We start from the raw sequence: 24,500 nt of genomic DNA on the forward strand, positions 1-24,500 counted from the left end.
CATGCGCCCGCAAAAAGGCGCCCTCTGACCAGCCCCCGGCCCGAAAGGGCCGGGGACGGCAGACAATACCGGTGCGGCGGGTCCCCGGGCCCGCCGCAGGCATGCGACCGGAACGCCTCTTGACGCGGGCGCGGCATCTGCAAACAGTCGGGGCACGGCGGCGCTGTCATCGTCGCCGCCCAGTTCCCTGTTGCCCTGAAAGGTCCCAGATGCGTCTTCTTTCCGTCCTTGCCGTTCCCGCGGCCTTGCTGCTTGCCGCCTGTACCGTCGACAGCACGCCGCCGACCGTGGCACCCCCGCGTCCGCCGGCCGATGTGCCGCTGTTCGGAGGCGGCTTCCGCAGCGAGGGCGACCAGTGCCGCCGCGCCGGCGAAAGCGCCTTCACCAACCAGTTCCTGGGCGACGCTGCCGATCTGGTCGCCTGCCCGCCCGGCACCGACCCGCGGCTTTTCGCCTTCGAAACCGGCGGCAAGGAGGTCGCGCGCCGCGAGGGCTGGATCCTGTTCACCGTGCCGCGCCGCTGATCCCGGCCGGCCGACATGCCTGCTCAGGGCCCGCCCCCGGGGGCGGGCCCTTCTTCATGCCACTCGCGGGGGGCAAGTCACGCGAAACCTCTGGATTCTCACGATGTCGGGAATGCGGAATGGCACACGCATCGGCGCTTGATCGCGGCGGATTTCGCCTCCAACCTGCATCGGAATACGCCCCGGCCGCAGCCGGTCCCCATGCACAAAGGAGTCAGACATGAGCAATGCCAGCCGCCACCTCGATGTTGCCGCAGCCGAAGCCTATCTGCTGCGCTACCTGGCGATCGAGGGTGTGACCGGTCAGGAAGAGGCCATCGCCCATGCCATCCGCGACGACCTGATCGCGCTTGGCGTTCCGGCCAGCGCCATCCGCTTTGACGATGTCGCCAGCCGCATCCCCCTGCCCACGCAGACCGGGAACCTGATCGTCGATCTTCCCGGCACCCGGCCGGGGCCGCGGCTGCTGTTCTCGACCCATCTCGACACCGTGCCGCTATGTGCCGGCGCCAAGCCCCGGCGCGAGGGTGATCGCATCGTCGGCGACGGCACCACGGCGCTGGGGGGCGACAACCGCACCGGCTGCGCGCTGCTGGTGACGCTGGTGGCGACGCTGCTCAAGCATGACCTGCCGCATCCGCCGATGACGCTGCTGTTCACCGTGCGCGAGGAAAGCGGCTTGCACGGCGCGCGCGAACTGGACCCCAAGGACCTGTCGGGCGCGGTGATGTGTTTCAATGTCGATGGCCGGCTGGCCTCGGAACTGATCGTCGGCGCCGTCGGGCAGACGAACTGGGAAGTGGAGATCACCGGCAAGGCCTCGCATGCCGGGGTGGCACCCGAGAGGGGCATCTCGGCCACGCTGGTCGGCGCCATCGGCCTGGCCGAGACCAGGGCCGCGGGCTGGTTTGGCAAGATCGTCAAGCCCGAAGGCCATGGCACCAGCAATATCGGCATCTTCGGCGGCCGCGACGGCACGCCGGCGGGCGACGCCACCAATGTCGTCACCGATTACGCCCGACTTGTTGGCGAGGCGCGCAGCCCGGATGAGGCGTTCAACACCCGGATCATCGCCGGCATCGAGGCGGCTTTCGAATCGGCGCGCGGCCAGGTCGCCGACAGCGACGGCGAGACCGCGAAAGTCGCCTTCAGCAGCACGAAATCCTATCCGCCCTTCAATCTGGACCAGAATTCGGACGCCGTGCGCCATGCCGCCAGGGCGGTGGCGGCGATCGGGCTTGAGCCCAGCTTCGTGTTCTCGAACGGCGGGCTGGATGCGAACTGGCTGGACCGGCACGGCGTCCCCACTGTCACCATCGGCGCCGGCCAGTATGAGATCCACACGATCAAGGAATATGTGCACCTGCCGGAATATGCCCAGGGCTGCCGGCTGGCCATCGAACTGGCGGCGCTCTAGACGCGTGGCCGCGGCACGCCGTTAAAGATAGGCGTGCCGCGCCAGGCTGAAGCGGCGCAGCCCTTCCCGGTGCGCCGGGTCGAGGAAATCCTCGATCAGCCGGTCCCATTTCAACGGGCACAGGTAGTCCGTCACCGATTCCGCGGCGCGGCGGGAAAACGCCTCATAGCTGGCCGGATCCGAGGCCAGCCGCAGGATCCGCTCGGCCATGGCCCCGGGGTCGCGTTCGGGGTGAACAAGCGCCTGCACGCCGTCATGGATGCGCAGCCGGAACATCGGGTGGTCCGAGACCACCAGCGGACTGCGCACGCACAGCGCCTCGTAAAGCGTCATCGGCAGGCCTTCGGGATAGGCGTGATGGCTCGGCACCAGCACGATGTCATGGCCGCGCATCTCGGCCAGCACCTGCCGGTGCGGCAAAAGCCCGGTCAGGGTGACCTGCGCCTCGACCCCCTCGGCCCGGGCCAGCGCGCGAAAAGCCTCGGCATCGCCGGCGCCGACCAGGGTCAGCCGCGCGTCGCATCCCTGCCGGCGCAGGATCGCCAGCGCCCGCACCGCATCGCCGACGCCCTTGGCCTCGTTCAGCTGGCCGACATAGATCAGGCGCAGCGGCCGGTCCGGTGCCGGCGCCGGCTTGGGCGGATAGTCCTCGGGCAGGACCATCTCGGGCCAGTCGAAGGGCAGGATCTTGTCGCGCGACACGCCGATGCGCGCCAGATCCAGCGCGGCCGCAAGATTGTGGTTCGCCACCAGGTCGACCCCCGGGCGGTTCAGCAGCCGCGCCAGCAGCAGGTTGCGCAGGCGCTGGCGCAGCCCCCGGCCGTGAAAGCTGTCGGCAAACAGCGGCAGCACCGGCAGACGCTGGCGCAGCGCCCAGCGGATCGCCGGCCGGATCGGCGCCGCGACCACCAGATGCGTCGGGCGCGAGGCGGCGATCATCGCGACCAGTTCCTGAAACCGCGCCTTGCCGGCCGGCGGGTAAAGCGCGATCCCGACGCAATGCACGCCGGCGGGGGTGACGCTGGCGGGCAGGTCGGCGGCAAAGCAGATCTCGGTGATGCGCTCGACGCCGGGGCGCCGGGCAAGCGCGGCGACGAAATCGACGGTATAGCGCTGCGCATAGTAATTCGCCTCGCCCCCGGCGGCGAAGCGCGCCACGGCCTCGGCATAGTCACCATATTGCACGACGGTCAGGCGGATCGGGTCTGCGGCCGGCGCTGGACCGGGGGTGTCTTGCGGGCCTGCCTGCAGGTTGCCGACCGCGCCCATGCGCTGCTCCCCCTGATCCTGTCAGGGAAAAAATATGAGCGTCTGCCCGGGTCCGGTCAATCACTTTCACCCGGCCCCTGCGCCGCAACCGCCCGCCGCCATGCCGCGGCGTAGCCGGCCAGCGCCGCGGCATCGGCGGGTGCCGCGACCGCGCGCGTGGCGGGCGCCTGCGCCTGTGGCAGACACAAGAGCGCTGTCCCGGCCGAGGTGCCGGTGGCCGAGGCGGCGATCTCGACCCCTTCGGGACGCAGGGCCGACAGCATCCGCAAATAATCTTCATTGCGCGCAAAGGGCCCCTCGACGATCACCGGACCGCGCGCGCCGACCAGCGCCAGCGCGGTGTCCGTCATCAGCGCCAGATACCAGGCCAACGCCGCCAGCCGCTGCCCCTCGGTCCCGGGTTCGCCCTGCCAGCGCATGCGGTGGCCGGGGAAGGGGCCCGAGCCGGGCGCCACCGCCGGCAGCAGCATCAGCCCGGCGGCCAGCACCGCGGCGCGGTCCTGCGCCCCGGGGCGGGCGCCGGAGCCGGCACGGATGATCTCATGCTCGCGCCCGCCCATGAAGCGGGCCGAGGGCACGGGATCGCCAAGCGCGTTCACGTTCACCAGCGTGTCGCGCGCCGCATCCAGCGCCGGCCGCGCGCCGCCCATGGCCATGGCCACCACCCATGTCCCTGTCGAGACCACGGCGAATGCCCCGCGCCGCGCAAGATGCGGATAAAGCGAGGCGTTGCTGTCATGGATCCCGGTGCTGACCGGCGTCTGCGGCGAAAGCCCGATCGCCGCGGCGATCTGCGGCATGAGCCGCCCCAGGGCTTGCGCCGGACGGCGCGGGGTGGCCATGCGTCCCTGCAGCCCCAGCCGCCCGACCAGAGCGGAAAATTGCCCCCGCCAAGGGTCCCACAGGTCGCTGTGGCAGCCGAGCGAAGTGACATCGCAGGCCATTTCTCCGGTCAGGCGCCAGCCCCAATATTGCGGATAGGTCAGGACATGCGCGACGCGGGCGGCCAGATCGGGCATGATGCGGAACTGCCAGAAGATCTGCGCGCCAAGGTTCAGCCCCTTGGGCAGGCGCGGCGCGCCGGTCTGGGCGAAATCCGGGCGGATGGCGTCATATTCCGCCGCCAGCGCGTCGGGGCCGTCGTGTTCATAATCCAGCATCGGCGCCGCCAGATCGCCCCGCGCGTCCAGCAGCACCGCCGCCGCGCCATGCGTGGTGACCGAGATCGCGTCGACGCCGTGGCTGGCCTGGAACGCGGCGAGATGGTGCAGAAAGAACCGCCAATGCCCGTCAAGGTCGAAATGCGGCCAGGGCGGGCCGGGCAGCACAAGGTTCGGGCGGGTGACGACGGCCAGTTCGCCCAAGGTCGCAGCCTCGACCAGCGCCAGTTTCGCGTTGGTCTTGCCGATGTCGATGACGGCGATGTGGCGCGGCGTCATGGCAGGTGAAACATCGGCAGCAGCGGCACGACGACGGGTTCGTTGCCGGGATGCGTGGCCATCAGATCGGCCATATGCGCCCACCAGCGCTGCATCACCGGATGGGCGGGCAGGTCGTCCATGGCGTGGTCGTCAGGCCGCCACAGCACCCCGAACAGGGCGTTCGTCTCGGGGTCGAGATGGATCGAATAATCCCGCACCCCGGCCGCCTGCAGCAGCTCGACCAGTTCCGGCCAGATGGCGTCATGCCGGCGGCGGTATTCCTCGGCACAGCCGGGGTTCAGCATCATGCGAAAGGCGTATTTCTGCATCATCTCCGGACCATCCTCCACAGCCGCGGCAGGGCGATCACCCCGATCAAGAGCGCGCCGATGATGATGGACATGACGATGCCCGGCACGTTCAAAAGCCCAAGGCCAAAGGTCACCAGCCCCATGACCAGCGCCGCGATCACCACGCCGGCGATGGTCCCAGACCCGCCGAGGATCGAGACCCCGCCGAGGACCACCATGGTCACCACCTCGAGCTCGAACCCGGTGGCGATCGAGGGCCGGGTCGAGCCAAGGCGCGAGGTCAGGCAGACGGCGGCGATGCCGCTCATCAGCCCGGTCAGCAGGAACAGGACAAAGCGGATGCGGTCCACGCGGATGCCGGAAAAGCGCGCGGCGGTGGCATTGTTGCCGATGGCATAGACCGCGCGGCCAAAGCTGGTCGCGTGCAGCAGGACGGCGAAGATCACCGCCATGACCGCAAACAGCGCCAGTTCGAAGGTGATTACCCAAAGGACATAGCCCTGCCCGAAATAGGCGAAGCTCTCCGGGTAGCCGGTGAAGGCGCCGTCGCCCAGCACGATGTAGCTGATGCCGCGAAACAGGCTCATGCTGCCGATGGTGACCACGATCGAGGGCAGGCCCAGCCCGGCGACCAGCAGCCCGTTGAAAGCCCCGCAGATGAGGCCGGTGCCAAGACCAAGCGCCACCAGAACCGGCGTGCCCGCCCCGGCCGCCATCGCCAGCCCCATCACCGTTGAGGCCAGCGCGATGATCGCGGCCACCGACAGGTCGATGTCTCCGGCAATGATCACCAGCACCATGGCGCAGGCGATCAGCGCCTTTTCGGTGAAGTTGTAGCTGGCATCCGACAGGTTCCAGGGGTCCAGAAACCAGGGCGAGGCCAGCGAGTTGGCAAGAAAGATCGCGGCGGCCACGACCAGCAGCAGCGCCTCCCAGCTTTTCAGCGCACGTTTCCAGCGCGGGGACAGCCGGTCGGGGATCTGCCGCGCCGGGGGGACGGGGATGTCGGTTACGATGCTCATGCCCGGTGCTCCGCTTGTCTGAGGATGATGCGGCCCTTGGCGCCGCTCCGGCTGGCGTTGAAGGCAATGGCGATCAGGATGGCGCTGCCCGAGATCGCCATTTGCCAGAAGGGCGAGATGCCGATGACCGGCAGGGCGTTCTTGACGATGCCCAGAAACAGCGCCCCCATGACCGCGCCCGCGACCGAACCCGCGCCACCCGCGATGGCCACGCCGCCGATGACACATGCCGCCACCACGTCGAGTTCGAACCCGGCGGCGATGTCGACATAGGCGACCGCATAGCGCGCCACCCACAGATAGCCGGTCAGCCCGGCCAGCGCGCCTGACAGCAGAAATGCCCAGAACTGCGTGCGCCCGACCGAAATGCCGGTATAGACCGCCGCATGGGGATTGCCGCCCACCGCGTAAAAGGCCCGCCCCAGCGCCGTGCGCGTCAGCAGCACCGCCGCGCCCAGAACGATGGCCAACATGATCCAGGTCATCATCGGCAGGCCCAGAAACACCATGCGCGGAAAGGCCTTGAAGCCCGCGCTCATCTGATGGGCGTTGATCCATTTGCCGTCGGTCAGCAGAAAGATCGCGCCGCGATAGATGGTCATCGTCCCGAGCGTCACCACGATCGAGGGAATGTCGAGCTTCCAGACCAGCAGCCCGTTCAGCGCTCCAAGCGCGGCCCCAAGCCCGGTCACCGCCAGCAGGATCAGCGGCAAGGGCACCCCGGCCATGTTCAAAAGCCCCGCCACCATGCCGCACAGTGCCAGCGTCGCGGCAATGGACAGGTCGATGCATTTTGTCAGGATCACCGCCATCTGACCCAGCGCCAGGATGATCAGCGGCGCGGTGTCGGTCAGCACCTTGGCCAGGTTTCCAGGCCGCACGAAACCCGGAAAGCGGCTGGCGACCGCGGCCAGCAGGACCAGGATGACCAGCGCGAGGATGGCCTCGCGGGATTTCAGCGGGTTCATGCGGCCTCTCCTTCGATGCCGGCGGCGGCGCGGACAAGGTTCTCGGGCGTCATCTCCGCGCCGGTGAATTCGGCGGCGATGCGGCCCTCGCGCATGACGATCACGCGGTCGGACATGCCCAGCACCTCGGGGATCTCAGAGCTGACCATGATCACCGACAGGCCCTGCGCCGCCAGTTCCGACATGAAGTCATGCACGGCGGCCTTGGAGCCGATGTCGATGCCCTTGGTCGGCTCGTCCAAAATGATGACGCGCGGCCGGGTGGCCAGCCATTTCGCGATCACCACCTTCTGCTGGTTGCCGCCCGACAAAAGCCCCACGTCCTGATCGAGGCTGGCGGCGCGCAGATCGAGCCGCTGCGTATATTCCCGCGCCAGCGCGAATTCCTCGGCCAGACGCAGGAACCCGTGGCGGCTGGTGCGCGCCAGCGACGGCAGGGTGACGTTCTGGAATATCGGCAGGCCCTTGACCGCGCCCTGCCGGCCGCGATCCTCGGGGACATAGACGATGCCCGCGCTGATCGCCTGCGCAGTCGAGCGGATCACCCGCACCTGTCCGTCAATGCGGCAGGCCCCGCGCGAGGGGCGGGTGACGCCGCAAAGCGCCTGCATCACCTCGGACCGGCCGGCACCGACAAGGCCGTAAAAGCCCAGAATCTCGCCCCGGTGCAGGGTGAAATCAATGCTGTCGAATTCGGTCGGGTGGCTGTAGCCGGCGACGGTCAGCACCGGCGCACCGATCTTGGCCGGGCGCTTGGGATAGATCTGCTCGACCTCGCGCCCGACCATCAGCTGCACCAGACGGGCCTCGGTCACCTCGGACATCTCCCCCTCGCCGACGAATTGCCCGTCGCGGAATACCGTCCAGCGGCCGGCGATGCGGAATATCTCGTCGAACTTGTGGCTGATGAACAGGATCGCCTTGCCCTGCGCCTTGAGCTTGTCGACCAGTTCGTAAAGCTCGTGGATTTCCTTGTGCGACAGCGCGGCGGTGGGCTCGTCCATGATCACCACCTGCGCGTCAATGGACAGCGCCCGCGCGATCGCCACCAGATGTTTCGAGGCGATGCCCAGATCGCGCAGCCGCACCCGCGGCTCCAGATCGGCGCCGATAGATGCCAGCAGTCGCCGCGCCTCGCGCTCCATGGCAGCGGTGTCGATCAGGCCAAGGCGCGTGCGCGGGGCATGGCCGATAAAGATGTTCTCGGCCACGGTCAGTTCGTCGAAGAGCACGGTTTCCTGATGGATGGCGGTGACGCCGGCCGCGCCCGCCGCCTGCGCGGTCGGGAAATGCACCTGTTGGCCGCGGATCAGGATCTCGCCCGCGTCGGGCTGATAGATGCCGGTCAGGATCTTGACGATGGTGGATTTTCCGGCGCCATTCTCGCCGATCAGGGCGGTGACCTGACCGGGGAAAAGATCCAGCTTCACCCCGTTCAGGGCGCGTACGCCGGGAAAGCTTTTGGAGATGCCGCGCAAGGACAGCACGGGGCCGCCCGCAGCAGTCGGGGGTTCAACCTGCATGGGTCTTCATCGCACCTGAAGGGAAAGGGGGCGGGCCCGGACGCGCCGGGCCCGGCGGGCATCAGAACACCGCGGCGAATTGGTCGATGTTCGAGGCGTCATAGGTGAAGGGTTCGGCCATGGCGCCCTCGTTCTTGTCGTCCAGCTTGACCTTGCCCATGCGGCCCATGGGGATTTCGGCGCCCGGCTCGGCCTTGGCGTCGCCATTCGCCAGATGATAGGCGATCATCGTCGCGGAATAGCCCAGATCGATCGGGTTCCAGATCGCGAAGCTTTTCGAGGCGCCGGATTTCACATGCCCGGCCATTTCCGAGGGCAGGCCAAGGCCGGTCACGTTCACCTGGCCGATCTTGCCGGCGTCGGTCACCGCCTGCGCCGCGGCGACGATGCCGACGCTGGTCGGCGCGATGATCGCCTTGAGGTCCGGGTGGCTTTGCAACAGGCCCTGCGTCTCGCGATAGGACTTGTCGGCCAGGTCGTCGCCATAGACCGTGGCCACGACATTGATGCCGGGATAGTTGGGCAGGACCTTCTTCATCTCCTCGATCCAGATGTTCTGGTTGGTCGAGGTGGTGGTGGCCGAGAGCACCGCGACATCGCCCCCCTCGGGCAGGTGGTCGGCGGCGAGCTTGATGATCGTATTGCCGATCAGCGCGTTCGAGGACGGGTTCAGGTGCATCTGCCGCCCTTCGGGGGCGACGCCGGAATCCCAGCTGACGACGGTGATGCCGCGCTGCATGGCCTTTTTCAGCGCCGGGACCAGCGCATCGGTGTCATTGGCGGAGACCGCGATGGCATCGACCTTTTGCGCGATCAGGGCGTTGATGACCTCGATCTGGGCTTCGGCGGTGGTGTCGGTCGGGCCGGTATAGATGACCTCGACATCGCCCAACTCCTTGGCGGCCTCCTGTGCGCCCTTGTTGGCGGCCTCGAAGAAACCGATGCCAAGGGCCTTGACCACCAGCGCGATGCGCTTGGGCTCGGCATGGGCGGCGCCGGCCATCAGAACGGTGGCCAGCGCGGCGGTGGTCAGGGCCTTCTTCAGAATGCTCATGTTTTCCTCCCAGAGCAGTTATTCCTTGCGCCCCCTATTCCTCCCGGGCGCCTGGCTTTCTTTCGGGTGCCGCGAGTTCGGCCACGACCAGCCGCACCTCGGCGGCCTCCAGCATGGCGGCGGCGCGGTCGTCGATGCCCTCGTCGGTGACGACGGTGTGGATGCGCGCGAGCGGGCAGAGCAGCAGGCTCGAGCGGTTGGCGAATTTCGAACTGTCGGCCAGCACGATCAGCTCATCGGCCTGCCCGATCAGCTTCTGTTCGGCCTGCACCAGCAGCGGGTCGCCCTCCATCAGCCCGAGCGGGCCGATGCCACGGCAGCCCATGAACATGCGCCGGGCATAGAAATGCCGGCTGCCGTCCTCGTCAAAGGGCGACAGGATGATGTTTTGTTCGCGATAGATTGCGCCTGCCGGCAGCAGCACGGTGTTCCTGGAGTGCTTCAGCAGGTGTTCGGCGATCGGGAAGCTGTTTGTAAATACCTGCAGCCGCTTGGCGGTCAGCGGATGCACCATCTGGAAGGTGGTGGTGCCGCCATTGATGATGATCGCATCGCCATCCTCGCACAGCGCCACGGCGGCCTTGGCGATGGCGCGCTTTTCTGCGGCGTGGATGGTTTCCTGCACGGCAAAGGGCCGGGCGTTGATGCCGACAAAGCTGGGGGGCGCGATGGCCTCGGCGCCGCCGCGCACCCGGCGCAGTTTCTTCTGCAGATGCAGGGTGGCGATGTCGCGCCGTACCGTCGCCTCGGAAACGCCGGTCAGGGCGCAAAGGTCGGGCACGGTCACCACCGGGCGCTCCTGCACGGCGGACAGAATGATCCTGTGGCGTTCAGATTCGTGCATCCCGTCCTCCTATTCAGCAAAAATTCCATCGGTTTCGATCATTGTCAATCAAAATCAATCGCTGCGCTTGCATAACGCCGGTAGTAATGATCGACAGTGACAGAAAATGATTGACAATGAGCGGTGCCTTGCCCTTTCCTGACCGCCAGAGGCGCAGCACCCGGCTGCCGCCAGGGAGGGCAAGATGGACAAGATCGCCAGCAATCGGCTTGAAAACCTGTGGGACGACGCCAAAGCCGCCGCGATGAACGAGTCGGAAAAGCTGCTTTACCGCTCGAATCTGCTGGGCTCGGACAAGCGGGTGACCAATTACGGCGGCGGCAATACCTCGGCCAAGGTCATGGAAACCGACCCGCTGACCGGTGAGGCGGTCGAGGTCCTCTGGGTCAAGGGCTCGGGCGGCGATATCGGCTCGATGGGGCTGGACGGGTTCTCGACGCTTTACATGGACCGGCTCAGGGCGCTGAAGGGCAAGTATCGCGGCGTCGCGCATGAAGACGAGATGGTCGGCTACCTGCCGCATTGCACCTTTGCGCTGAACCCGCGCGCCGCCAGCATCGACACGCCGCTGCACGCCTATGTGCCAAGGAAACACGTCGATCACGTCCATTCCGACGCAATCATCGCCATCGCGGCTTCGGTCAATTCGCGCGAGCTGACGGCGCAGGTCTTTGGCGACCAGATCGGCTGGCTGCCCTGGAAAAAGCCCGGCTATGAACTGGGTCTGTGGCTGGAGAAACTGGCACTCGACAACCCGCAGATGCGCGGCGCGGTGCTGGAAAGCCACGGGCTGTTCACCTGGGCGGATGATGCCAAGGACTGCTACCTGACCACGCTGGAAATCATCAACAAGGCCTCCGGCTGGCTGGCCGCACGGGGCGCGGGCAAGCCGACCTTTGGCGGGCCGGCACGCCCCACCCTGCCCGAGGCCGAGCGCCGGTCGCTGGCGGCGCGGCTGATGCCGGTGATCCGCGGACTGGTGTCCCAGGATCGCCACAAGGTCGGGCATTTCGACGACCAGCCGGCAGTGCTCGAGTTTTTGGGATCACAGATGCTGGAGGATCTGGCGCCCTTGGGCACCTCCTGCCCGGACCATTTCCTGCGCACCAAGATCCGGCCGCTGCTGGTCGATTTCGACCCTGCCAACCCCGATCTGGACAAGACCCTCGCCAGCCTGCCGGCAGCAGCCGAGGCTTACCGTCAGGATTACGCCGCCTATTACGACCGCTGCAAGCGCCCCGACAGCCCGGCACTGCGCGATCCGAATGCGGTGGTCTGGCTGGTGCCCGGCGTCGGCATGATCACCTTTGCGCTGGACAAGGCGACGGCGCGGATCTCGGGCGAGTTCTATGTCAATGCCATCAACGTGATGCGCGGGGCATCCTCGGTCTCGACCTATCAGGGCCTGCCCGAGCAGGAGGCGTTCGATATCGAATACTGGCTGCTTGAGGAGGCGAAGCTGCAGCGCATGCCGCGGCCCAAGGCGCTGGCCGGGCGGGTGGCGCTGGTCACCGGCGGCGCCGGCGGCATCGGCGCGGCCACGGCCGAACGCCTGTTGCGCGAGGGCGCCTGCGTGGTTCTGGCCGATATCGACGGCGCGGCGGCAGATGCGGTCGCGGCGGGCATGGCGAAAACCTTTGGCCACGACGCTGTGCGCGCGGTCCGGATGAACGTGACCGAGGAATCGCAGGTGGCGGCTGCCTATGCCGCCGCGGCGCTGGCATTCGGCGGCATCGACATTCTGGTGTCGAACGCGGGCATTGCCTCCTCGGCCCCGGTCGAGGACACCACGCTGGAGCTGTGGAACCGCAATATGGACATTCTGTCCACCGGCTATTTCCTCGTCTCGCGCGAGGCGTTTCGCATGCTGCGCCAGCAGGGCACCGGCGGTTCGGTGATCTTTGTCGCTTCCAAGAACGGGCTGGCCGCCAGCCCCAATGCCAGCGCCTATTGCACCGCCAAGGCCGCCGAGATCCATCTGGCACGCTGTCTGGCGCTGGAAGGGGCCGAGGCCGGGATCCGGGTCAATGTGGTCAATCCCGACGCGGTGCTGCGCGGCTCGCGCATCTGGTCGGGGGAATGGCTGGACCAGCGCGCCTCGACCTACAGGACCGACAAGGAGGGGCTTGAGGAGATGTATCGCCAGCGCTCGATGCTGAAGCGCCCGGTCCTGCCCGAGGACATTGCCGAGGGCGTCTATTTCTTTGCCGCCGACCTGTCGGCGAAATCGACCGGCAATATCCTGAATGTCGATGCGGGCAATGTGCAGGCGTTCACGCGCTAAGGGGGCGGCCATGACAGGATCCTATGACCTCGCGCGCGAGGCTTTCGCCGAATGGGGCGTCGATGTCGAAGCCGCGCTGGAAGCGCTGACGCAGATCGCGATCTCGGTGCATTGCTGGCAGGGAGACGATGTGCGCGGCTTTGAGCGCGCGTCCGGCACCTCGGGCGGCGGCATCCAGGCCACCGGCAACCATCCCGGCCGCGCCCGCACGCCCGATGAGCTGCGCGCCGACCTCGATTTCGCCTTTTCGCTGATCCCCGGCAAGCACCGGCTGAACCTGCATGCCTGCTATCTGGACAGCGCCGAAAGCCCTGATCGCGACGCCATCGAATACCGCCACTTTGCCCCCTGGGTGGACTGGGCGCGGGATCGCGGGCTGGGGCTGGACTTCAACCCGACCTTCTTTGCCCATGCGAAGGCCGACGACAATCTGACGCTGTCGCATCCCGACCGCGGCATCCGCGATTTCTGGATCGAGCACGGGCGCCGCTCGCGTGAGATCGCGGCGCAGATCGGGGCGGAACTGGGCAGCGCGGCGGTGAACAATATCTGGGTGCCCGACGGCTACAAGGACGTGCCGGTGGACCGCATGTCGGCGCGCCAGCGCCTGCGGCAGTCGCTGGACGCCATGCTGGCGCCCGAGCATCCGCGCGAACATCTGCTGGACGCGGTGGAATCCAAGCTCTTCGGTATCGGCGTCGAGGCCTGCACCGTCGGCAGCCATGAATTCTACCTCGGCTATGCCGTGCAAAGGCAGATCGCGCTATGTCTGGACATGGGGCATTTCCACCCGACGGAAAGCGTCGCCGACAAGCTTTCGGCGGTGGCGCTTGCCGTGCCGGACATGCTGCTGCATGTCTCGCGGCCGATGCGCTGGGACAGCGACCATGTCATCTTGCTGAACGACGACATTCTGGCCGTGGCGCAGGAACTGGTCTTTGCCGGGCTTTTGCCGCGCAGCCGCATCGGACTGGATTTCTTCGATGCCACCATCAGCCGCACCACCGCCTGGGTGATCGGGGTCCGAAACATGCAAAAGGCGCTCTTGCATGCGCTGCTTCTGCCCGCCGAACGGCTGAAGCGTATGGAGGACGGGCTTGATTTCACCCAGCGGTTCGTCTGCACCGAGGAACTGAAGGACCTGCCCTTTGCTGCCGTCTGGGCCGAGTTCTGCGCCCGACAGGACGTGCCCCACGGTCTGAGGCTGATCGCCGATCTGGGCACCTATCAGGCCCGGGTCGCCGGTCGCGGTTAGCGGGCCGGCCGGGCAGGGCGCGCGCCGTCCTGCCCGATGCGCCGGCTTGTCGGCATATTTCAGCGGTTTGGCACGGGCCTGCCGATTTCGGCAGCTTGACGGATCACGGACGACTCACGCAGGCTTGATCGCAGCCCAGCCACGGGGTTTCGTCATGCGCACTGGTTTCGGCCGCCTGCTGGCGGCGCAGATCTGTCTGGCGCTGTCCGTTCCGGCAAGTGCCCATGCCGACGATGCCGCCCGCATCTTCGGCGGCATTTTTGGTGCCATTGTCGGCGAACAGGCGCGCCAGCAGCAACAGCAACAGATGCAGCAGCAGCAGTATCAGCAACAGCAGCAGTATCAGCGGCAATTGCGACGACAGCAGCAGCGACAGCAGGCCCGGCCCGCAGCACCGCAGCCCAGCCAGCCCCGCATGTCCCTGGCCGAACGCAAGGCGGTGCAGCGCGCCCTGGCCGAGGCCGGGTATTACAGCGGCAGCATCGACGGCATCCTCGGCGGCGGCAGCCGGCAGGCGATCGCCGGCTGGCAGGCGGCGCTGGGGGCGCCGGCAACCGGCTATCTGCAACCGGGCCAGGCGCGCAACCTGATCGAGGCCGCCCCGCCACCACCACCCGAGGCGCCGGTCGCCGGCTGGAACAGTGCCCCGGCCGCGGGTGAGGCTGTGGCCGGCGCGGCGGGCAATGCCGCGGTCGAGCTTTTCCCCGAATCCGGCGCGGATGCCTGGCCCGCGGGCACGGATCCGGCCACCGCCCCGGCCGCCGAGGCGATCGAGGGCAACGACCGGCTTTACACCGCCTTCCTGTTCTGGGCGCTGGCCCAGCATCCGGACCAGGTCTGGGCGCCCCACCTGGCCAACAGCTATCGCCAGATGCCGATCATGCCCGATGGCGGCTACCCGCCTCCCGAAACCACGCCCGAGCAATTGAAATCGTTGGTCGAGGCCGCGCTCCTGCGCCATGGCGGGCAGCCGCCGGGCCGGGCGATCATCGAACTGCCGGTCGGCAGCGAGCCGCTGAAGCCGCTTGAGCCCGGGCCGGCGCAAAGGCTGACGCATTCGATCCCCGCATTCGATTCGGGCAGTTTCCGCCAGGCCGACGGCATCCCGATTCTGTCCGAAATCAAGCTGCGCGGCGCCGATGAAAAGCGGCATCTGGCGCTGCGCAGCGTCCCGCCCTTTCTTCTGTCGCCGCCGGCCGATTCCCGCGCCGCCTGGGCCTATCCGGCGGATAACAGCATCAGCCCGCTGCTGCGCGTCGAGATCGAGCTTTCCAACCAGACCGCATCCCCCGATTTCAATGACAGCACCATCGGCGCGGCGCAGGTGACGATCCGCCGCGCCACGCTGCTTTTGCGCGACCGTCCCGTCGGCCTGCGGGCCGACCCTCCCGTTCCCGATCGCGTGCTGCATGTCTGGGAAGGCGGCACACTGGCGCCGGCGCCCCAGGTCGACCGCCCGAAGACCGCCGAACAGGTCGCGGCGATTTACGGTGTCGCCATTCAGGACGGGCGGATCCTCAGCCCTGACGACCGGGCGCGCGGCCGCCCCGCGGATGATGACCGGGGGCCAAGGGCGCTGCTGGCCGGCGCCAAGGGCGATTTCAACTATTCCTCGCCGCTGCAGAAGCTCGCCCTGGCGCTGCAACTGGCCGCTGCGATCGACAAAGGACCCGAACGCCAGCTGGATCTGGAACTGGCGCAATCGGTCGCCGTCACGCTGCTGAGCGAGCGCGAGCGGCTGGAACTGTTTCCGACCAGCGTGGACGATTACGGCGCGGGTGATCGGAGCATCCAGACGCTGGCCTTCCGCAGCGCCCTGAAACAACATGAGGCCGAGCTTCGCCGGCGGGTCGCCAGCCGCAGCCCGCAGCTGCCGCTGGCCCTGCGCGCCGTCGTTCCGACCCAGTTGAGGGAGTATGACTTCGACGCCGGAGGCTTTCCGCTGCACTTTTCCGGACCTGGATCGGGCCCGCTGTCGGACGGGCTGCAAGAGATGCTGCAGCTTGGCAAGGACATTTCTTCTGTGCCCGCCTTTCTGGCCATCGATGAGGGGGATGCGCAAAAGCTGCTGACCTATCTGGCGGGGCTTGGCGGTCCGGGCAACCAGCAGATCTATCTGATCGTGGATTATTCCCTGCTGCGCATGAAGGCGCGGCCGGGGATGCCGGGTCCGATCAGGGGTGTGGAGGTGGATCCGCACACCTTCGCTTCCGCCGCGGTCCTCGATGTCGAAAGCATCGCGCTTTTTGCCGATCCGACGGCGAAAAGCCGTATCCGCGACCTGCCGGTGGCGCCCGGGCTGCGGGCCGGGGCGGAGCCGGCTAAGGACGAACTGCCCGATGAGGTCTATCAGACCAGCGCCATGTCGCTGCTGGCCGCCGTGGCCCTGCGCCAACCCGAGGCCCTGGCACAGGGGCTTCTGGACAGCGAGGAGCTGAAGCGGACCCCGGTCGCGCGCCGCGAAGCCGCCGCAGCCGAGTTTCGCCGCAAGCTGCCGGAACTGGCGCGGGACAGCTACTGGCTTGCCGTGCGGATCAGCACCGAATCCTATGACCCGGCGCTGAACGGCTTTCCGATCAGGGACATGACCTTCATGCCGGTGCCCTATGTCGATGATCAAAGCGTGGTCCAGCCGCCCAATGTCCAGCCACAACGACGCGAGGATTATGCCGTGCTGACCGTGCCGGACAATCAGGCGGTGGACATCTCGGCCCAGCGTGACAGCAACGGCGACCTGCTGGCCGTCGTCAAGGTCGCGGTCAGGGGCGCCGATACCGCAGACGGCTTTGCAAAACTGCTGGTCGGCCCGCCCGAGGAGGCGATCTTTGTCACCGAGGATGACAGGCGCAGGCTTGTCCCCACCGGGCTGCGGGTGACACTGCCGCCGCCCCAGCCCGCCGCCCCGCCGGCCGCCAAGACGCCGCCCGTCGAACCCGCCGCGCCGGTGCAGGCCGCCGCGCCGGTGCAGCCCGCCCCCGCGCCGCCGGCCGAAGAAAAACCTGCGCCGCCCCCGCTGCTGGCGGCCGATCCGGCGCGCCCGACCGGCGCCCCCTCGGCCCTGCTTCTGGACGATGAAGGCATCGATCTGCTGGCGCTGGCGCTGCAGCCCGGGCTTTACGACGAGGGCGGCTATCGGCGCATGCTGGTGGCGCGGCTGCTGAAGGAACGCGCCCAGGCCGGGGATGCGGCGATGCGGCTGGACTGGGGCCGGTTCCTGGCCGACCCCGAGCGCCCGCTGGATGCCGCGGCGCTTGAGGAATTGCTGCCGCCCTTCCGGCAATGGACCAAGGCGCGTCTCGCCATGCTGCCCGAACGCGTGCTGCTGCCGCTGGGTGCGCTGCATCCGCTGACCGGCTGCCCGGGCCTGGTGGCCGCCGCGGGGCCTGACAGCCCGGAGCTCATCCGCGACAATGCGCCGGCGCTGCTGGGTGCGGCCGCCGATGCGCCGCCGCCCGAACTGCAGCTGGCGGCCGAGCGCCCGATCACGGCGCGGGACCGCGACTGGACCCGCGCCGAGCACACGGACCTGCCGGCGCATTGCCAGTTCCCGTCGTCCGGGGCCGAGGCGGCGCTGCTGCCGGCGGATGCGGCGCGCGTCGGCCTTGTCCTGCATGTGCCGGCGCAGCCCGACCTGCCGCGCGGCGACGGCCAGATCGCCAGCGCCGCCAGCTATGAACTGCGGCTGACCGAGCGGCGCCTTGCCGCGGCCGCGGATCTGGCCGGGGCTCTCGCCGGGCTGCGCGCTGTCCTGCTGCTGGGTGCCGAGGTCGAGGCGGCGCAGGGCTTTGCCGATGCCAGTGCCGGCGGCGCGCGCCTTGCCCTGCCGCGGATGACGGCGCAGGACCTGGCCGAGGCGGCCATGGTGCGGGCGCGCGACGTGCTGGGCATGGCGCCGGGCATGACGCTGGACGCCTTTGAACAGGCGGCGCGCGCGCATCTGCCGCAGGCGGTCGCCTATCGCACCACCACCCCGGGCCGTGGCCTCTTCGGCCATGCCACCGGCTTTCAGGACCCCGCGACGCAAGAGGCCCTGCTGGCCGTCCACGACCCCGAGGGCAAGACCGTTCTGGCGATCATGCGCTGGCTGGAATTCGACCCGCTGCAGGTCTCGATCGAGGGCATCCACGCCAGCCTGCTCGAGAAATACGGCCCGAAACCGGTGGAATACGGCGCCAACATGTGGTCCTGGAGCGACATGGCGCCGGGCCGGGACCCGGCCGGGGTCTGCGGCGGCGGCGCGATCTTTGCCAATGCCGATGGCGCACAGCGGCCGCAGATGGCGCCCGAGACGCCGCAGGCCAGGACCGGGATCGCCGCCATGGCCGGGCCGTTCTTCCTGCGCGACCTCAGCTGGCCGGTCACGGTCAATGCCGGCCAGGGTCCCGATCCGGCGGATTGCCGCCCGGTGGTCGCGGCTGTCGCCATGCAGCTGGGCGAGCGCCTCGCGCTGAAGCTGTGGCTGGTGGACCGCAGCCTTGCCGGCGCCGCCCCCCTGCCCGAGGCGGCGCGACCGAAGGTCGATTTCTGACCCGGGCTAGGGGGCAAGCGCGGCGAGAACCTCCTGCAGGGTCTTGCGGTTGCCGATCCGCGCCCGGGCAATTGCGGCAATGCGGTCCCGGTCTGCCGCCGCCAGGTCGCGGCGGGCAAGCCGCATCAGCACCGCGGCCAGCGGCGCCGGGCGCTCGATACCCTCGGTGGCGCGCAGCAGGGCGTCCAGCCCGCCCCCGGCCAGCGGCGCGCTGCCGGCGGCAGACAGCAGCAGCTGCGCCAGCTCGCCGCTTTCGCCCACCGCGGCCACGGCCGGCAGCAGCAGCAGATAGGCCGAAAGCACCAGGTCGTCGTGATCGAGCAGCGCCTTCAGCACCCCCGCGCGATGCGCCGGCGTCCTGAGCGTGGTGCAGGCCGCGATCAGCGCCGCCAGGACGCGCGCCTCGATCGGCCCGCGCGGCGCGATCTGGCGCAGCGCCTCGGCCCGCAGCGCCGAGGTCGCGGCCGAGGCGCTGGCCTCGATCTGCGCGATCACCGCCTCGATGTCGATGCCGATGGCGGGGGCAGGGCGCGGCCCGTCGGGGTCGATGGCGTCGTTCGCCTCGAAATAGGTCAGCATCAATGGCAGCAGCCCGGCGCTGTCGCGCAGCCGCCGCGCCGCCAGATTGTCCACGCCCTCGCTGGCGCGGGTGAAATATTCGCGCACCAGGTCGGGCAGCGACAGCACCGGCAGGCCCGAGACATGCGACAAAAGCGGCCAGCCCTGGGTCACCACCGAGATCCGCGCCACCAGCGGCGCATAGCTGAACTCGCCCATGGTCACCGGCTGGTTCCACAGCACGTCCACCTGCCCGGGATGGTGGACAAAGCTGAAGGGCAGGCGCCTTTTCGCCGCATATTCGTCCGGCAGCAGCCGGATCAGCGCCGCCATCACCTCGGCGGGCAGGATGCGGCGGTCGCGCCAGGGAAAGCAGAAGACCTTGATCTCGACCGTGCCGACCGGGTCCATCTCGGCGACGATGCGCCGGACCAGGCTGGCGGGCAGGCGGCCGCGGGCGTGATCGGCATGCAGCGCCGCCGCAAGGCCGCCGGTGATTGCCAGCATCACCTCCAGCCGGTCCTCGGCGCGAAAGGCCGATTCGGCCTGCAGCCAGCGCAGCAGCGCCATGATCGCGTCCCGCCGCGTGGCGCAGTCGCGCGCCACCGGCTGGTCCGCCATCGCCGAGCGAAAGCCGAAATGCACCGCCCGGTCCTGCAGATGCCGTTCCAGCCGGCGCGCGGTCTCGTGCATCAGGGCCACCCAGTCCAGCACTTCGGTCTGGGCCGGGTCCAGCGCGCCCGCGCCGTGGCGATCTGCGACGGCAGCTGCGCGGCAAGGGCGGCGCGGATCGCCGGGTCGCCGATCTGCGCCGCGATGAAGGCATCAAGGCTGTCGCGCATGTTGCGGTGGCTCGCAAGGTCATGGGCCGCCACGATCTCGACCAGCAAGACATGCAGCAGGCGCCGTATCGGCAGCGGCTGGCGCGCCACCACCGCCATGGTCCGGATCAGCCCCGCCGCCGTAACTTGGCGTGCCAGCGTGTCCGACATGCTGTCGATGCTATCCTGCCCCGGGTCGCGCCGGACATCCATGGCGAGGAAATTGGCCAGCCGGATGATGCGCTTTTCGACCTTGACGGCGGGGGCGTCGAAGGCGTCGCGGATCATCAGCAGGTATTCGTCGATGTAATAGCGATGGCCGGGGGTCAGGGGAATCGCATTTGGCTTTGAGGGCCTGAGCAGGGCGTCTTGCGCCGGAGGGCAGGATGGATTCTTGACGGCTGACTCAGTCCCTGAATCCCGGCCGCCATGCAGATCTTCCTCTCCGCCTTCGATGACATCCCCGACCCGCGAGCGGACAACGCGCGCCATGACCTCGGCGAGTTGCTCGTCATCGCCTTCGTCGCGGTACTGTGCGGAGCGACAACCTGCGCCGGAATGGCCACGTTCGGTCGAGCAAAGGAAAGTCTTTTCAGGGGTTTCCTTAACCTGAAGCATGCGATCCCGTCGCACGACACCTTCTCCACGGTGTTTCGCATGCTCGACCCCAAGGCGCTCGACGCGGCCTTCGGCAAGGTGCTGGCCGAGGTGGCGGCGTTGCTGCGCGAGGGGGACGTGATTGCCATCGACGGCAAGGCCTTGCGGGGTGCGCGGGGCAGGTCCGAAAGCGCACGGACACGGATGATGGTGTCGGCCTATGCCGCGCGCCTGCGCCTGACGCTGGCCAACTGTGCGGCCGACAACGGCACGGAACTGGACGCCGCGCTCGAGGCCCTCGGGCTGATCGCGCTGAAGGGCAAGGTGGTCACCGGCGATGCGCTGCATTGCAACCGGCGCACGGTCGCGGCGATCAACGCGGGCGGCGGCGACTCGTGCCTGGCGCTGAAGGCGCACCAGGACGCGCTCCTGTCGGATGCCAGGGCGTGTCTCGGCAAGGTCAGGCAGGGCCACCCCGTCGCGGTCACCGAAGACAGCGGTCATGGCCGCAAGGAGATCCGCAGGGCCCTGGTCGTTCCCGCCAGGGGTCTGGCGGCGCATCATGAATTTCCCGGGCTCAAGGCATTCGGCAGATAGTGCCCCGCGGCGTGGTGTAGGATCGCCGACCCTTGGAGAGGTCAGGGCTTGCTCAGGTCGCCACGGCGGGCAACCTGACGTTTGGATTGTCGGTGACGCGGGCGAGAGTTTCAAGGCTCATTTAGCGCCGCGCCAGCGCCCATTCGTCATTGGTCTCCAGCATCAGCGCCCCGACCAGTCGGATGATGGCCGCGTCATTGGGGCTCGAGGGCGCGAACGCCATCGGTCCGAGAGAGCGCCCGAGGGCCGATGACATCGGCGCGGCGCTTGATCTCGCGGCTCACGCGCTCCAGCGGATTCGTGGAGGCGATCTGGGCCCAGTGCTCGCGGGGCAAGCTGAACAGCCCGGCCACCGCGACCGACTCGGCGCCCTTGTCCCTGAGCGCGAGCACGGCGCGGCGCACCGCTTCCTCGTCCAGGGGAGGGATCTCCTCGCCCATGGCCGAGAGCCGGCCCGGCACCTCGATGCGCAGGTCGCGCGGGATCGGCGGCCGCTTGGGTTCGGTGCGCAGATTGTAGGGTGCGGTGCGGATCTGGGTGCCGATCTCGAGCGTGTCGCGGCAGCCCTGGGTGGTGATCATGCCGTCGCGGGCAAAGCGGCCCTGGATGACGGCATTGGTGGCGATGGTAGTGCCGTGGGCGACCTGGTCGATGTCGGCCGGCCCGAGGCCGGTCATCTTCAGCAGCCGGCTGATGCCGTCGGCGATCGCGCGGTCGGGCGATTTCGGCTGCGAGGGAACCTTGGCGACGGCCAACACCGTGTCGTGCCCGTCATAAAGGACACAGTCAGTGAATGTGCCGCCGGTATCGATGGCAATGCGACGCATGCGTCAACTCCTGTAATGATCGGGGGGTTCGTGCTAGCGCACGGCCAGTTCGCGCCGGTGCCCCGGCCCGAGGATCTCGCAGCCGGTTTCGGTCACGAGGATGCTTTCGGAAAAGCCCACGCCGTATTTCTCCGCCGGGACCCAGGTGCAGATCGGCAGGTGGAAGGTCATGCCCGGCTGCAGCAGCGTCTGCGAGCCGAGGGCGATGTAATGCGCCGCCTCGGTCCAGGTCGGCTGGTGGCCCATGCCGATGGAATAGCCGAAGCCGCCGTGAAAGAAGGTGCCCTTGGGGCCTTGTCCAGCGCCTTGCGGGCGGCGCGGGCCACGTCGTCGCCGGTGCGCCCGGCCCGGATGTTGGCAAAGAGCAGATCCAGCGTCTCGAGTGCGGCATCCGACAGCCGGCGCACCCCGTCCGAGGGCGTGCCGATCACCGCGCTGCGCATGGCCGGCGCGTTGTAGCGCTCGAATGTGCCGGTATATTCCAGATAGACGGTGTCGCCGCGGTTCAGCTTGTGGCGGCGATAGGTGATATGCGGCATGTAGGCGGTGCGCGGCCCGACCACGCACATCGGATCGATCGACATCAGTTCCGACCCGGCCTAGACCATGGAGTAATAGCCCTCGGCCACCACCTCGTTGTCGGTGCGGCCCTTGGCGCAGGCGTCGATCGAGGCCAGAAGCTCCTGCAGCGTCCATTCCGCGGCCTGCCGCATCTTGTCGAACTCGGCCGGCGACTTCACCGTGCGCACGTCGAGGACCAGATGCGTGGCGTCGACGAATTCGGCCCTGGGCAGCAGTTCCTGCAACCGGCGATAGCTGCGGGTGTCCAGTGCGCCACTGGCGAAGGTCTCGGGGTTGTCCATCTCGATGCCGATGCGCTTGCCGTCCGCGCCGAGGTCGCGCAGGATGCCCGCCATCTGCGTCGAGGTGTCGTCGGCATCGTACCAGTGGAACACCTCGATGTCCTCGATGGTCGAGAACAGCAGCGCGCAAGGCGCCTCGAGTTCGGATGCGTGCAGCCGCACATTGCCGCTCTGGACCAGGATGCCGATCGTGTAGCCACTGGGCATGGTGGTGTCATAGCCGGTCAGATAGCCCAGGTTCGGCGTCATGCTGATGATCAGGTGATCGATGACGCGCGCCCGCATCTGCTCCCGTGTCGCCCGAAGCCGCCGCTGGTATTCGGCCGGCGGAAAGGCCAGTTCCTTGGGTAGCGGATCCCGCTTGAGGATGCCGACCAGGTCCATCGGCTTTTGCGTCATCATGTCCAATTTCTTCTCCTCCTCCTGGTGCGCCTCTCGCGCGCCATGTCATGGGTCGTCGGTATTCGTCCCCGCCCGTCTGCCCGCGGGCGAATGGCCGTTCATGTCGATGGGCAGCATCGAGTAGCGCAGTTTGCGCACGTCCCAGATCACGCTGACCTCGGCGCTGATGAAGCCCGGCAGTTCGGCGAACAGCGCGTCCTTGTGCTCGCCGAAGGTCCTGGCGTTGCGGGCGACGATCTCGAACAGGATGGCGTGGTCGGTCAGGGTCAGGCCGATCCAGGTCACCTCGGGCCGCGCCTCGAGCAGCGCCACCGCGGCATCGAGGTTGCCGGGGCTGAGCCGCGCCGAGACCAGGGCGTGAAAGTCGAGGCCCAGCTTGCGCGGGTCGGGCGCCGCCACCACCTGCACCACGCCGTCTTCCAGTAGCTGGTTGTAGCGCGCGCCCACCGTGGTCGGTGACACGCCCAGCCGCTTGCTCATCTCGCGGATCGAGATGCGTCCGTCCGCCTGGAGCAGCGCCAGCACCTGCAGGCTGAGTTCGTCAAGGTTTGCGGAGGTGTTCATGGATTTCGATTCCCGTACAGGCGTTCCGTTTCCCGGGGTAACCCCCCTCCCTCACAAAGCTTGCATCCGCCCCAAGGGCAACAACCGCCTCCTTCCTCAGCCTTCGCACCGGGGCGGCCCCGGACGGCCGGGCATTGCGTCCGCCTTTCCTCCCAAGACTGATCGTACGTCCATCTGATCGTGCGCCGACATGATCAATTGCTTGTAGAAATGGAATGTCGCCGAACACACGATCAGCCAATAGTTTTCATTCTAGTCGTTTGTCTGCCCTGTGGGCAGCGGCTGGTCGTCTGTCCATGTTGACCCCGGACTGTGTTTCCCGACCCGCGCAAACCGGCTCCGATCGCAGGGGAACCCCCGGCAAATTCATGCGCTTGCGGCCAAAGCCCGCAGCGGGCAGGGCGGCCCTATGGGCAATGACGGCTCTGCGCGTGCGGCACCCTTCATGCCCTGCCGACCGAACGCCCAGTACGCGCTCGACAGGGCCGGCAGATCGGCCAGCGAATCGCCTGCCTGACGGAACCCGCCCGCAAGACCGCATGCCCGGCGGGCGTCATTCCACCCGCCAGACGCCGCGGCCATGAGGCGCATCACGACGTCTCGCTCGGGCCGGCCCCGACACGCCGTTTCCGGAGGGGCCATGCACGACGGCAAGGCCAGCGCAGGCAGGTTTGCACACATAATCCAGATTATTCGAACAGTGACCTCCCAGTGCTTGCGAAGGCGGCTGGCCGGGTGGCGTCCACGGGCGTGGTGTAATTTCACCGGCGCTGCCGGTGTGATCCCTGTTGGCCATCGAGGTGTATGGTCGAGGCGGAGTTTCGACGCTTCAACCACGGACCCTACGGAGA

The 24,500-nt window shown here is 68.1% G+C and carries 21 protein-coding genes and 2 pseudogenes; 6 read left to right on the forward strand and 17 right to left on the reverse strand.

Annotated elements, in window-relative coordinates:
• The first annotated feature begins 209 nt into the window (after positions 1 to 209).
• On the forward strand, positions 210 to 524 hold the full coding sequence (locus WMK75_RS13330; protein ID WP_347268146.1) for a hypothetical protein: 315 nt from the start codon (positions 210 to 212) through the stop codon (positions 522 to 524).
• A 220-nt stretch (positions 525 to 744) separates the two neighbouring features.
• Entirely contained in the window at positions 745 to 1,941 is a 1,197-nt protein-coding gene (locus tag WMK75_RS13335; protein WP_347268147.1) for a M20/M25/M40 family metallo-hydrolase, read from the forward strand.
• A 21-nt stretch (positions 1,942 to 1,962) separates the two neighbouring features.
• Here WMK75_RS13335 and WMK75_RS13340 read toward each other — a convergent pair whose 3' ends face one another.
• The 8 genes from WMK75_RS13340 to WMK75_RS13375 all read right to left on the reverse strand — a co-directional run bounded on the left by WMK75_RS13340 (position 1,963) and on the right by WMK75_RS13375 (position 10,353).
• Complete coding sequence (locus tag WMK75_RS13340; protein WP_347268148.1) at positions 1,963 to 3,210, reverse strand: glycosyltransferase; 1,248 nt, start codon at positions 3,208 to 3,210, stop codon at positions 1,963 to 1,965.
• A 56-nt stretch (positions 3,211 to 3,266) separates the two neighbouring features.
• Positions 3,267 to 4,649: an FGGY-family carbohydrate kinase gene (locus WMK75_RS13345; protein WP_347268149.1), complete on the reverse strand. Its 1,383-nt coding sequence runs from the start codon at positions 4,647 to 4,649 to the stop codon at positions 3,267 to 3,269.
• Complete coding sequence (locus tag WMK75_RS13350) at positions 4,646 to 4,960, reverse strand: L-rhamnose mutarotase (RefSeq protein ID WP_347268166.1); 315 nt, start codon at positions 4,958 to 4,960, stop codon at positions 4,646 to 4,648. The genes WMK75_RS13345 and WMK75_RS13350 overlap by 4 nt, the downstream gene beginning before the upstream one ends.
• A complete protein-coding gene (locus WMK75_RS13355; RefSeq protein ID WP_347268150.1) occupies positions 4,960 to 5,964 on the reverse strand; it encodes an ABC transporter permease in 1,005 nt (334 codons plus the stop codon). Before WMK75_RS13355 ends, WMK75_RS13350 begins: the two co-directional genes overlap by 1 nt.
• Positions 5,961 to 6,932 (reverse strand): ABC transporter permease, encoded by a 972-nt coding sequence (locus WMK75_RS13360; protein WP_347268151.1) that lies wholly within the window; start codon positions 6,930 to 6,932, stop codon positions 5,961 to 5,963. The genes WMK75_RS13355 and WMK75_RS13360 overlap by 4 nt, the downstream gene beginning before the upstream one ends.
• Positions 6,929 to 8,455: a sugar ABC transporter ATP-binding protein gene (locus tag WMK75_RS13365; RefSeq protein WP_347268152.1), complete on the reverse strand. Its 1,527-nt coding sequence runs from the start codon at positions 8,453 to 8,455 to the stop codon at positions 6,929 to 6,931. Before WMK75_RS13365 ends, WMK75_RS13360 begins: the two co-directional genes overlap by 4 nt.
• Positions 8,456 to 8,516: 61 nt before the next feature.
• Positions 8,517 to 9,509: a rhamnose ABC transporter substrate-binding protein gene (rhaS, locus tag WMK75_RS13370; RefSeq protein ID WP_347268153.1), complete on the reverse strand. Its 993-nt coding sequence runs from the start codon at positions 9,507 to 9,509 to the stop codon at positions 8,517 to 8,519.
• Positions 9,510 to 9,543: 34 nt separating this feature from the next.
• Positions 9,544 to 10,353 carry a DeoR/GlpR family DNA-binding transcription regulator gene (locus tag WMK75_RS13375; protein ID WP_347268154.1) on the reverse strand — a complete coding sequence of 270 codons (810 nt, stop codon included), beginning with the start codon at positions 10,351 to 10,353 and terminating at the stop codon, positions 9,544 to 9,546.
• 184 nt (positions 10,354 to 10,537) lie between these two features.
• Here WMK75_RS13375 and WMK75_RS13380 point away from each other — a divergent pair, with 184 nt between their 5' ends.
• Both WMK75_RS13380 and WMK75_RS13385 read left to right on the forward strand, forming a co-directional pair.
• Positions 10,538 to 12,637: a bifunctional rhamnulose-1-phosphate aldolase/short-chain dehydrogenase gene (locus tag WMK75_RS13380; protein ID WP_347268155.1), complete on the forward strand. Its 2,100-nt coding sequence runs from the start codon at positions 10,538 to 10,540 to the stop codon at positions 12,635 to 12,637.
• A 10-nt stretch (positions 12,638 to 12,647) separates the two neighbouring features.
• Positions 12,648 to 13,892 carry an L-rhamnose isomerase gene (locus WMK75_RS13385; RefSeq protein WP_347268156.1) on the forward strand — a complete coding sequence of 415 codons (1,245 nt, stop codon included), beginning with the start codon at positions 12,648 to 12,650 and terminating at the stop codon, positions 13,890 to 13,892.
• Between the two features lie 103 nt (positions 13,893 to 13,995).
• On the opposite strand, the gene WMK75_RS13390 is transcribed toward WMK75_RS13385, so the two are convergent.
• Positions 13,996 to 14,244 (reverse strand): hypothetical protein, encoded by a 249-nt coding sequence (locus tag WMK75_RS13390; protein ID WP_347268157.1) that lies wholly within the window; start codon positions 14,242 to 14,244, stop codon positions 13,996 to 13,998.
• Between the two features lie 63 nt (positions 14,245 to 14,307).
• Here WMK75_RS13390 and WMK75_RS13395 point away from each other — a divergent pair, with 63 nt between their 5' ends.
• Positions 14,308 to 18,420: a peptidoglycan-binding domain-containing protein gene (locus WMK75_RS13395; protein WP_347268158.1), complete on the forward strand. Its 4,113-nt coding sequence runs from the start codon at positions 14,308 to 14,310 to the stop codon at positions 18,418 to 18,420.
• 6 nt (positions 18,421 to 18,426) lie between these two features.
• Here the strand turns inward: WMK75_RS13395 and WMK75_RS13400 are convergent, their stop codons facing one another.
• Positions 18,427 to 19,671: a hypothetical protein gene (locus WMK75_RS13400; RefSeq protein WP_347268159.1), complete on the reverse strand. Its 1,245-nt coding sequence runs from the start codon at positions 19,669 to 19,671 to the stop codon at positions 18,427 to 18,429.
• A complete protein-coding gene (locus WMK75_RS13405; protein ID WP_347268160.1) occupies positions 19,671 to 20,087 on the reverse strand; it encodes a hypothetical protein in 417 nt (138 codons plus the stop codon). The genes WMK75_RS13400 and WMK75_RS13405 overlap by 1 nt, the downstream gene beginning before the upstream one ends.
• A gap of 141 nt (positions 20,088 to 20,228) precedes the next feature.
• On the opposite strand from WMK75_RS13405, the gene WMK75_RS13410 reads away from it, so the two are divergent.
• Positions 20,229 to 20,993, forward strand: coding sequence for an ISAs1 family transposase (locus tag WMK75_RS13410; protein ID WP_347268161.1), 765 nt, complete (start codon positions 20,229 to 20,231; stop codon positions 20,991 to 20,993).
• Positions 20,994 to 21,045: 52 nt separating this feature from the next.
• Here WMK75_RS13410 and WMK75_RS13415 read toward each other — a convergent pair.
• The 6 genes and pseudogenes from WMK75_RS13415 to WMK75_RS13440 form a co-directional block, all read right to left on the reverse strand.
• Positions 21,046 to 21,331 (reverse strand): annotated as a pseudogene (locus tag WMK75_RS13415) (transposase); the annotation flags it as partial.
• 54 nt (positions 21,332 to 21,385) lie between these two features.
• Positions 21,386 to 21,820: pseudogene (locus tag WMK75_RS13420) on the reverse strand (hydantoinase/oxoprolinase N-terminal domain-containing protein); the annotation flags it as partial.
• Between the two features lie 33 nt (positions 21,821 to 21,853).
• Positions 21,854 to 21,991, reverse strand: coding sequence for a hypothetical protein (locus tag WMK75_RS13425; RefSeq protein WP_347268162.1), 138 nt, complete (start codon positions 21,989 to 21,991; stop codon positions 21,854 to 21,856).
• Entirely contained in the window at positions 21,988 to 22,404 is a 417-nt protein-coding gene (locus tag WMK75_RS13430) for a M24 family metallopeptidase (RefSeq protein ID WP_347268163.1), read from the reverse strand. Before WMK75_RS13430 ends, WMK75_RS13425 begins: the two co-directional genes overlap by 4 nt.
• Before the next feature lie 15 nt (positions 22,405 to 22,419).
• Positions 22,420 to 23,085: an aminopeptidase P family N-terminal domain-containing protein gene (locus tag WMK75_RS13435; protein WP_347268164.1), complete on the reverse strand. Its 666-nt coding sequence runs from the start codon at positions 23,083 to 23,085 to the stop codon at positions 22,420 to 22,422.
• A gap of 45 nt (positions 23,086 to 23,130) precedes the next feature.
• Positions 23,131 to 23,649, reverse strand: a complete 519-nt coding sequence (locus tag WMK75_RS13440) for a winged helix-turn-helix transcriptional regulator (RefSeq protein ID WP_347268165.1) — start codon at positions 23,647 to 23,649, stop codon at positions 23,131 to 23,133.
• Positions 23,650 to 24,500: the final 851 nt, after the last annotated feature.

Origin of the sequence: Paracoccus sp. (in: a-proteobacteria) (genome assembly GCF_039808215.1) — a bacterium.
In the GTDB taxonomy this organism is placed as follows: domain Bacteria; phylum Pseudomonadota; class Alphaproteobacteria; order Rhodobacterales; family Rhodobacteraceae; genus Paracoccus.

Bases quoted from the DNA above. Each gene is read 5' to 3' on its own strand.
- WMK75_RS13330 (WP_347268146.1), top strand. From the start codon at position 210: ATGCGTCTTCTTTCCGTCCTTGCCGTTCCCGCGGCCTTGCTGCTTGCC.
- WMK75_RS13335 (WP_347268147.1), top strand. From the start codon at position 745: ATGAGCAATGCCAGCCGCCACCTCGATGTTGCCGCAGCCGAAGCCTAT.
- WMK75_RS13340 (WP_347268148.1), bottom strand. From the start codon at position 3,210: ATGGGCGCGGTCGGCAACCTGCAGGCAGGCCCGCAAGACACCCCCGGT.
- WMK75_RS13345 (WP_347268149.1), bottom strand. From the start codon at position 4,649: ATGACGCCGCGCCACATCGCCGTCATCGACATCGGCAAGACCAACGCG.
- WMK75_RS13350 (WP_347268166.1), bottom strand. From the start codon at position 4,960: ATGCAGAAATACGCCTTTCGCATGATGCTGAACCCCGGCTGTGCCGAG.
- WMK75_RS13355 (WP_347268150.1), bottom strand. From the start codon at position 5,964: ATGAGCATCGTAACCGACATCCCCGTCCCCCCGGCGCGGCAGATCCCC.
- WMK75_RS13360 (WP_347268151.1), bottom strand. From the start codon at position 6,932: ATGAACCCGCTGAAATCCCGCGAGGCCATCCTCGCGCTGGTCATCCTG.
- WMK75_RS13365 (WP_347268152.1), bottom strand. From the start codon at position 8,455: ATGCAGGTTGAACCCCCGACTGCTGCGGGCGGCCCCGTGCTGTCCTTG.
- rhaS (WP_347268153.1), bottom strand. From the start codon at position 9,509: ATGAGCATTCTGAAGAAGGCCCTGACCACCGCCGCGCTGGCCACCGTT.
- WMK75_RS13375 (WP_347268154.1), bottom strand. From the start codon at position 10,353: ATGCACGAATCTGAACGCCACAGGATCATTCTGTCCGCCGTGCAGGAG.
- WMK75_RS13380 (WP_347268155.1), top strand. From the start codon at position 10,538: ATGGACAAGATCGCCAGCAATCGGCTTGAAAACCTGTGGGACGACGCC.
- WMK75_RS13385 (WP_347268156.1), top strand. From the start codon at position 12,648: ATGACAGGATCCTATGACCTCGCGCGCGAGGCTTTCGCCGAATGGGGC.
- WMK75_RS13395 (WP_347268158.1), top strand. From the start codon at position 14,308: ATGTCCCTGGCCGAACGCAAGGCGGTGCAGCGCGCCCTGGCCGAGGCC.
- WMK75_RS13400 (WP_347268159.1), bottom strand. From the start codon at position 19,671: ATGCACGAGACCGCGCGCCGGCTGGAACGGCATCTGCAGGACCGGGCG.
- WMK75_RS13405 (WP_347268160.1), bottom strand. From the start codon at position 20,087: ATGATCCGCGACGCCTTCGACGCCCCCGCCGTCAAGGTCGAAAAGCGC.
- WMK75_RS13410 (WP_347268161.1), top strand. From the start codon at position 20,229: ATGCAGATCTTCCTCTCCGCCTTCGATGACATCCCCGACCCGCGAGCG.
- WMK75_RS13425 (WP_347268162.1), bottom strand. From the start codon at position 21,991: ATGACCTTCCACCTGCCGATCTGCACCTGGGTCCCGGCGGAGAAATAC.
- WMK75_RS13430 (WP_347268163.1), bottom strand. From the start codon at position 22,404: ATGTCGATCGATCCGATGTGCGTGGTCGGGCCGCGCACCGCCTACATG.
- WMK75_RS13435 (WP_347268164.1), bottom strand. From the start codon at position 23,085: ATGATGACGCAAAAGCCGATGGACCTGGTCGGCATCCTCAAGCGGGAT.
- WMK75_RS13440 (WP_347268165.1), bottom strand. From the start codon at position 23,649: ATGAACACCTCCGCAAACCTTGACGAACTCAGCCTGCAGGTGCTGGCG.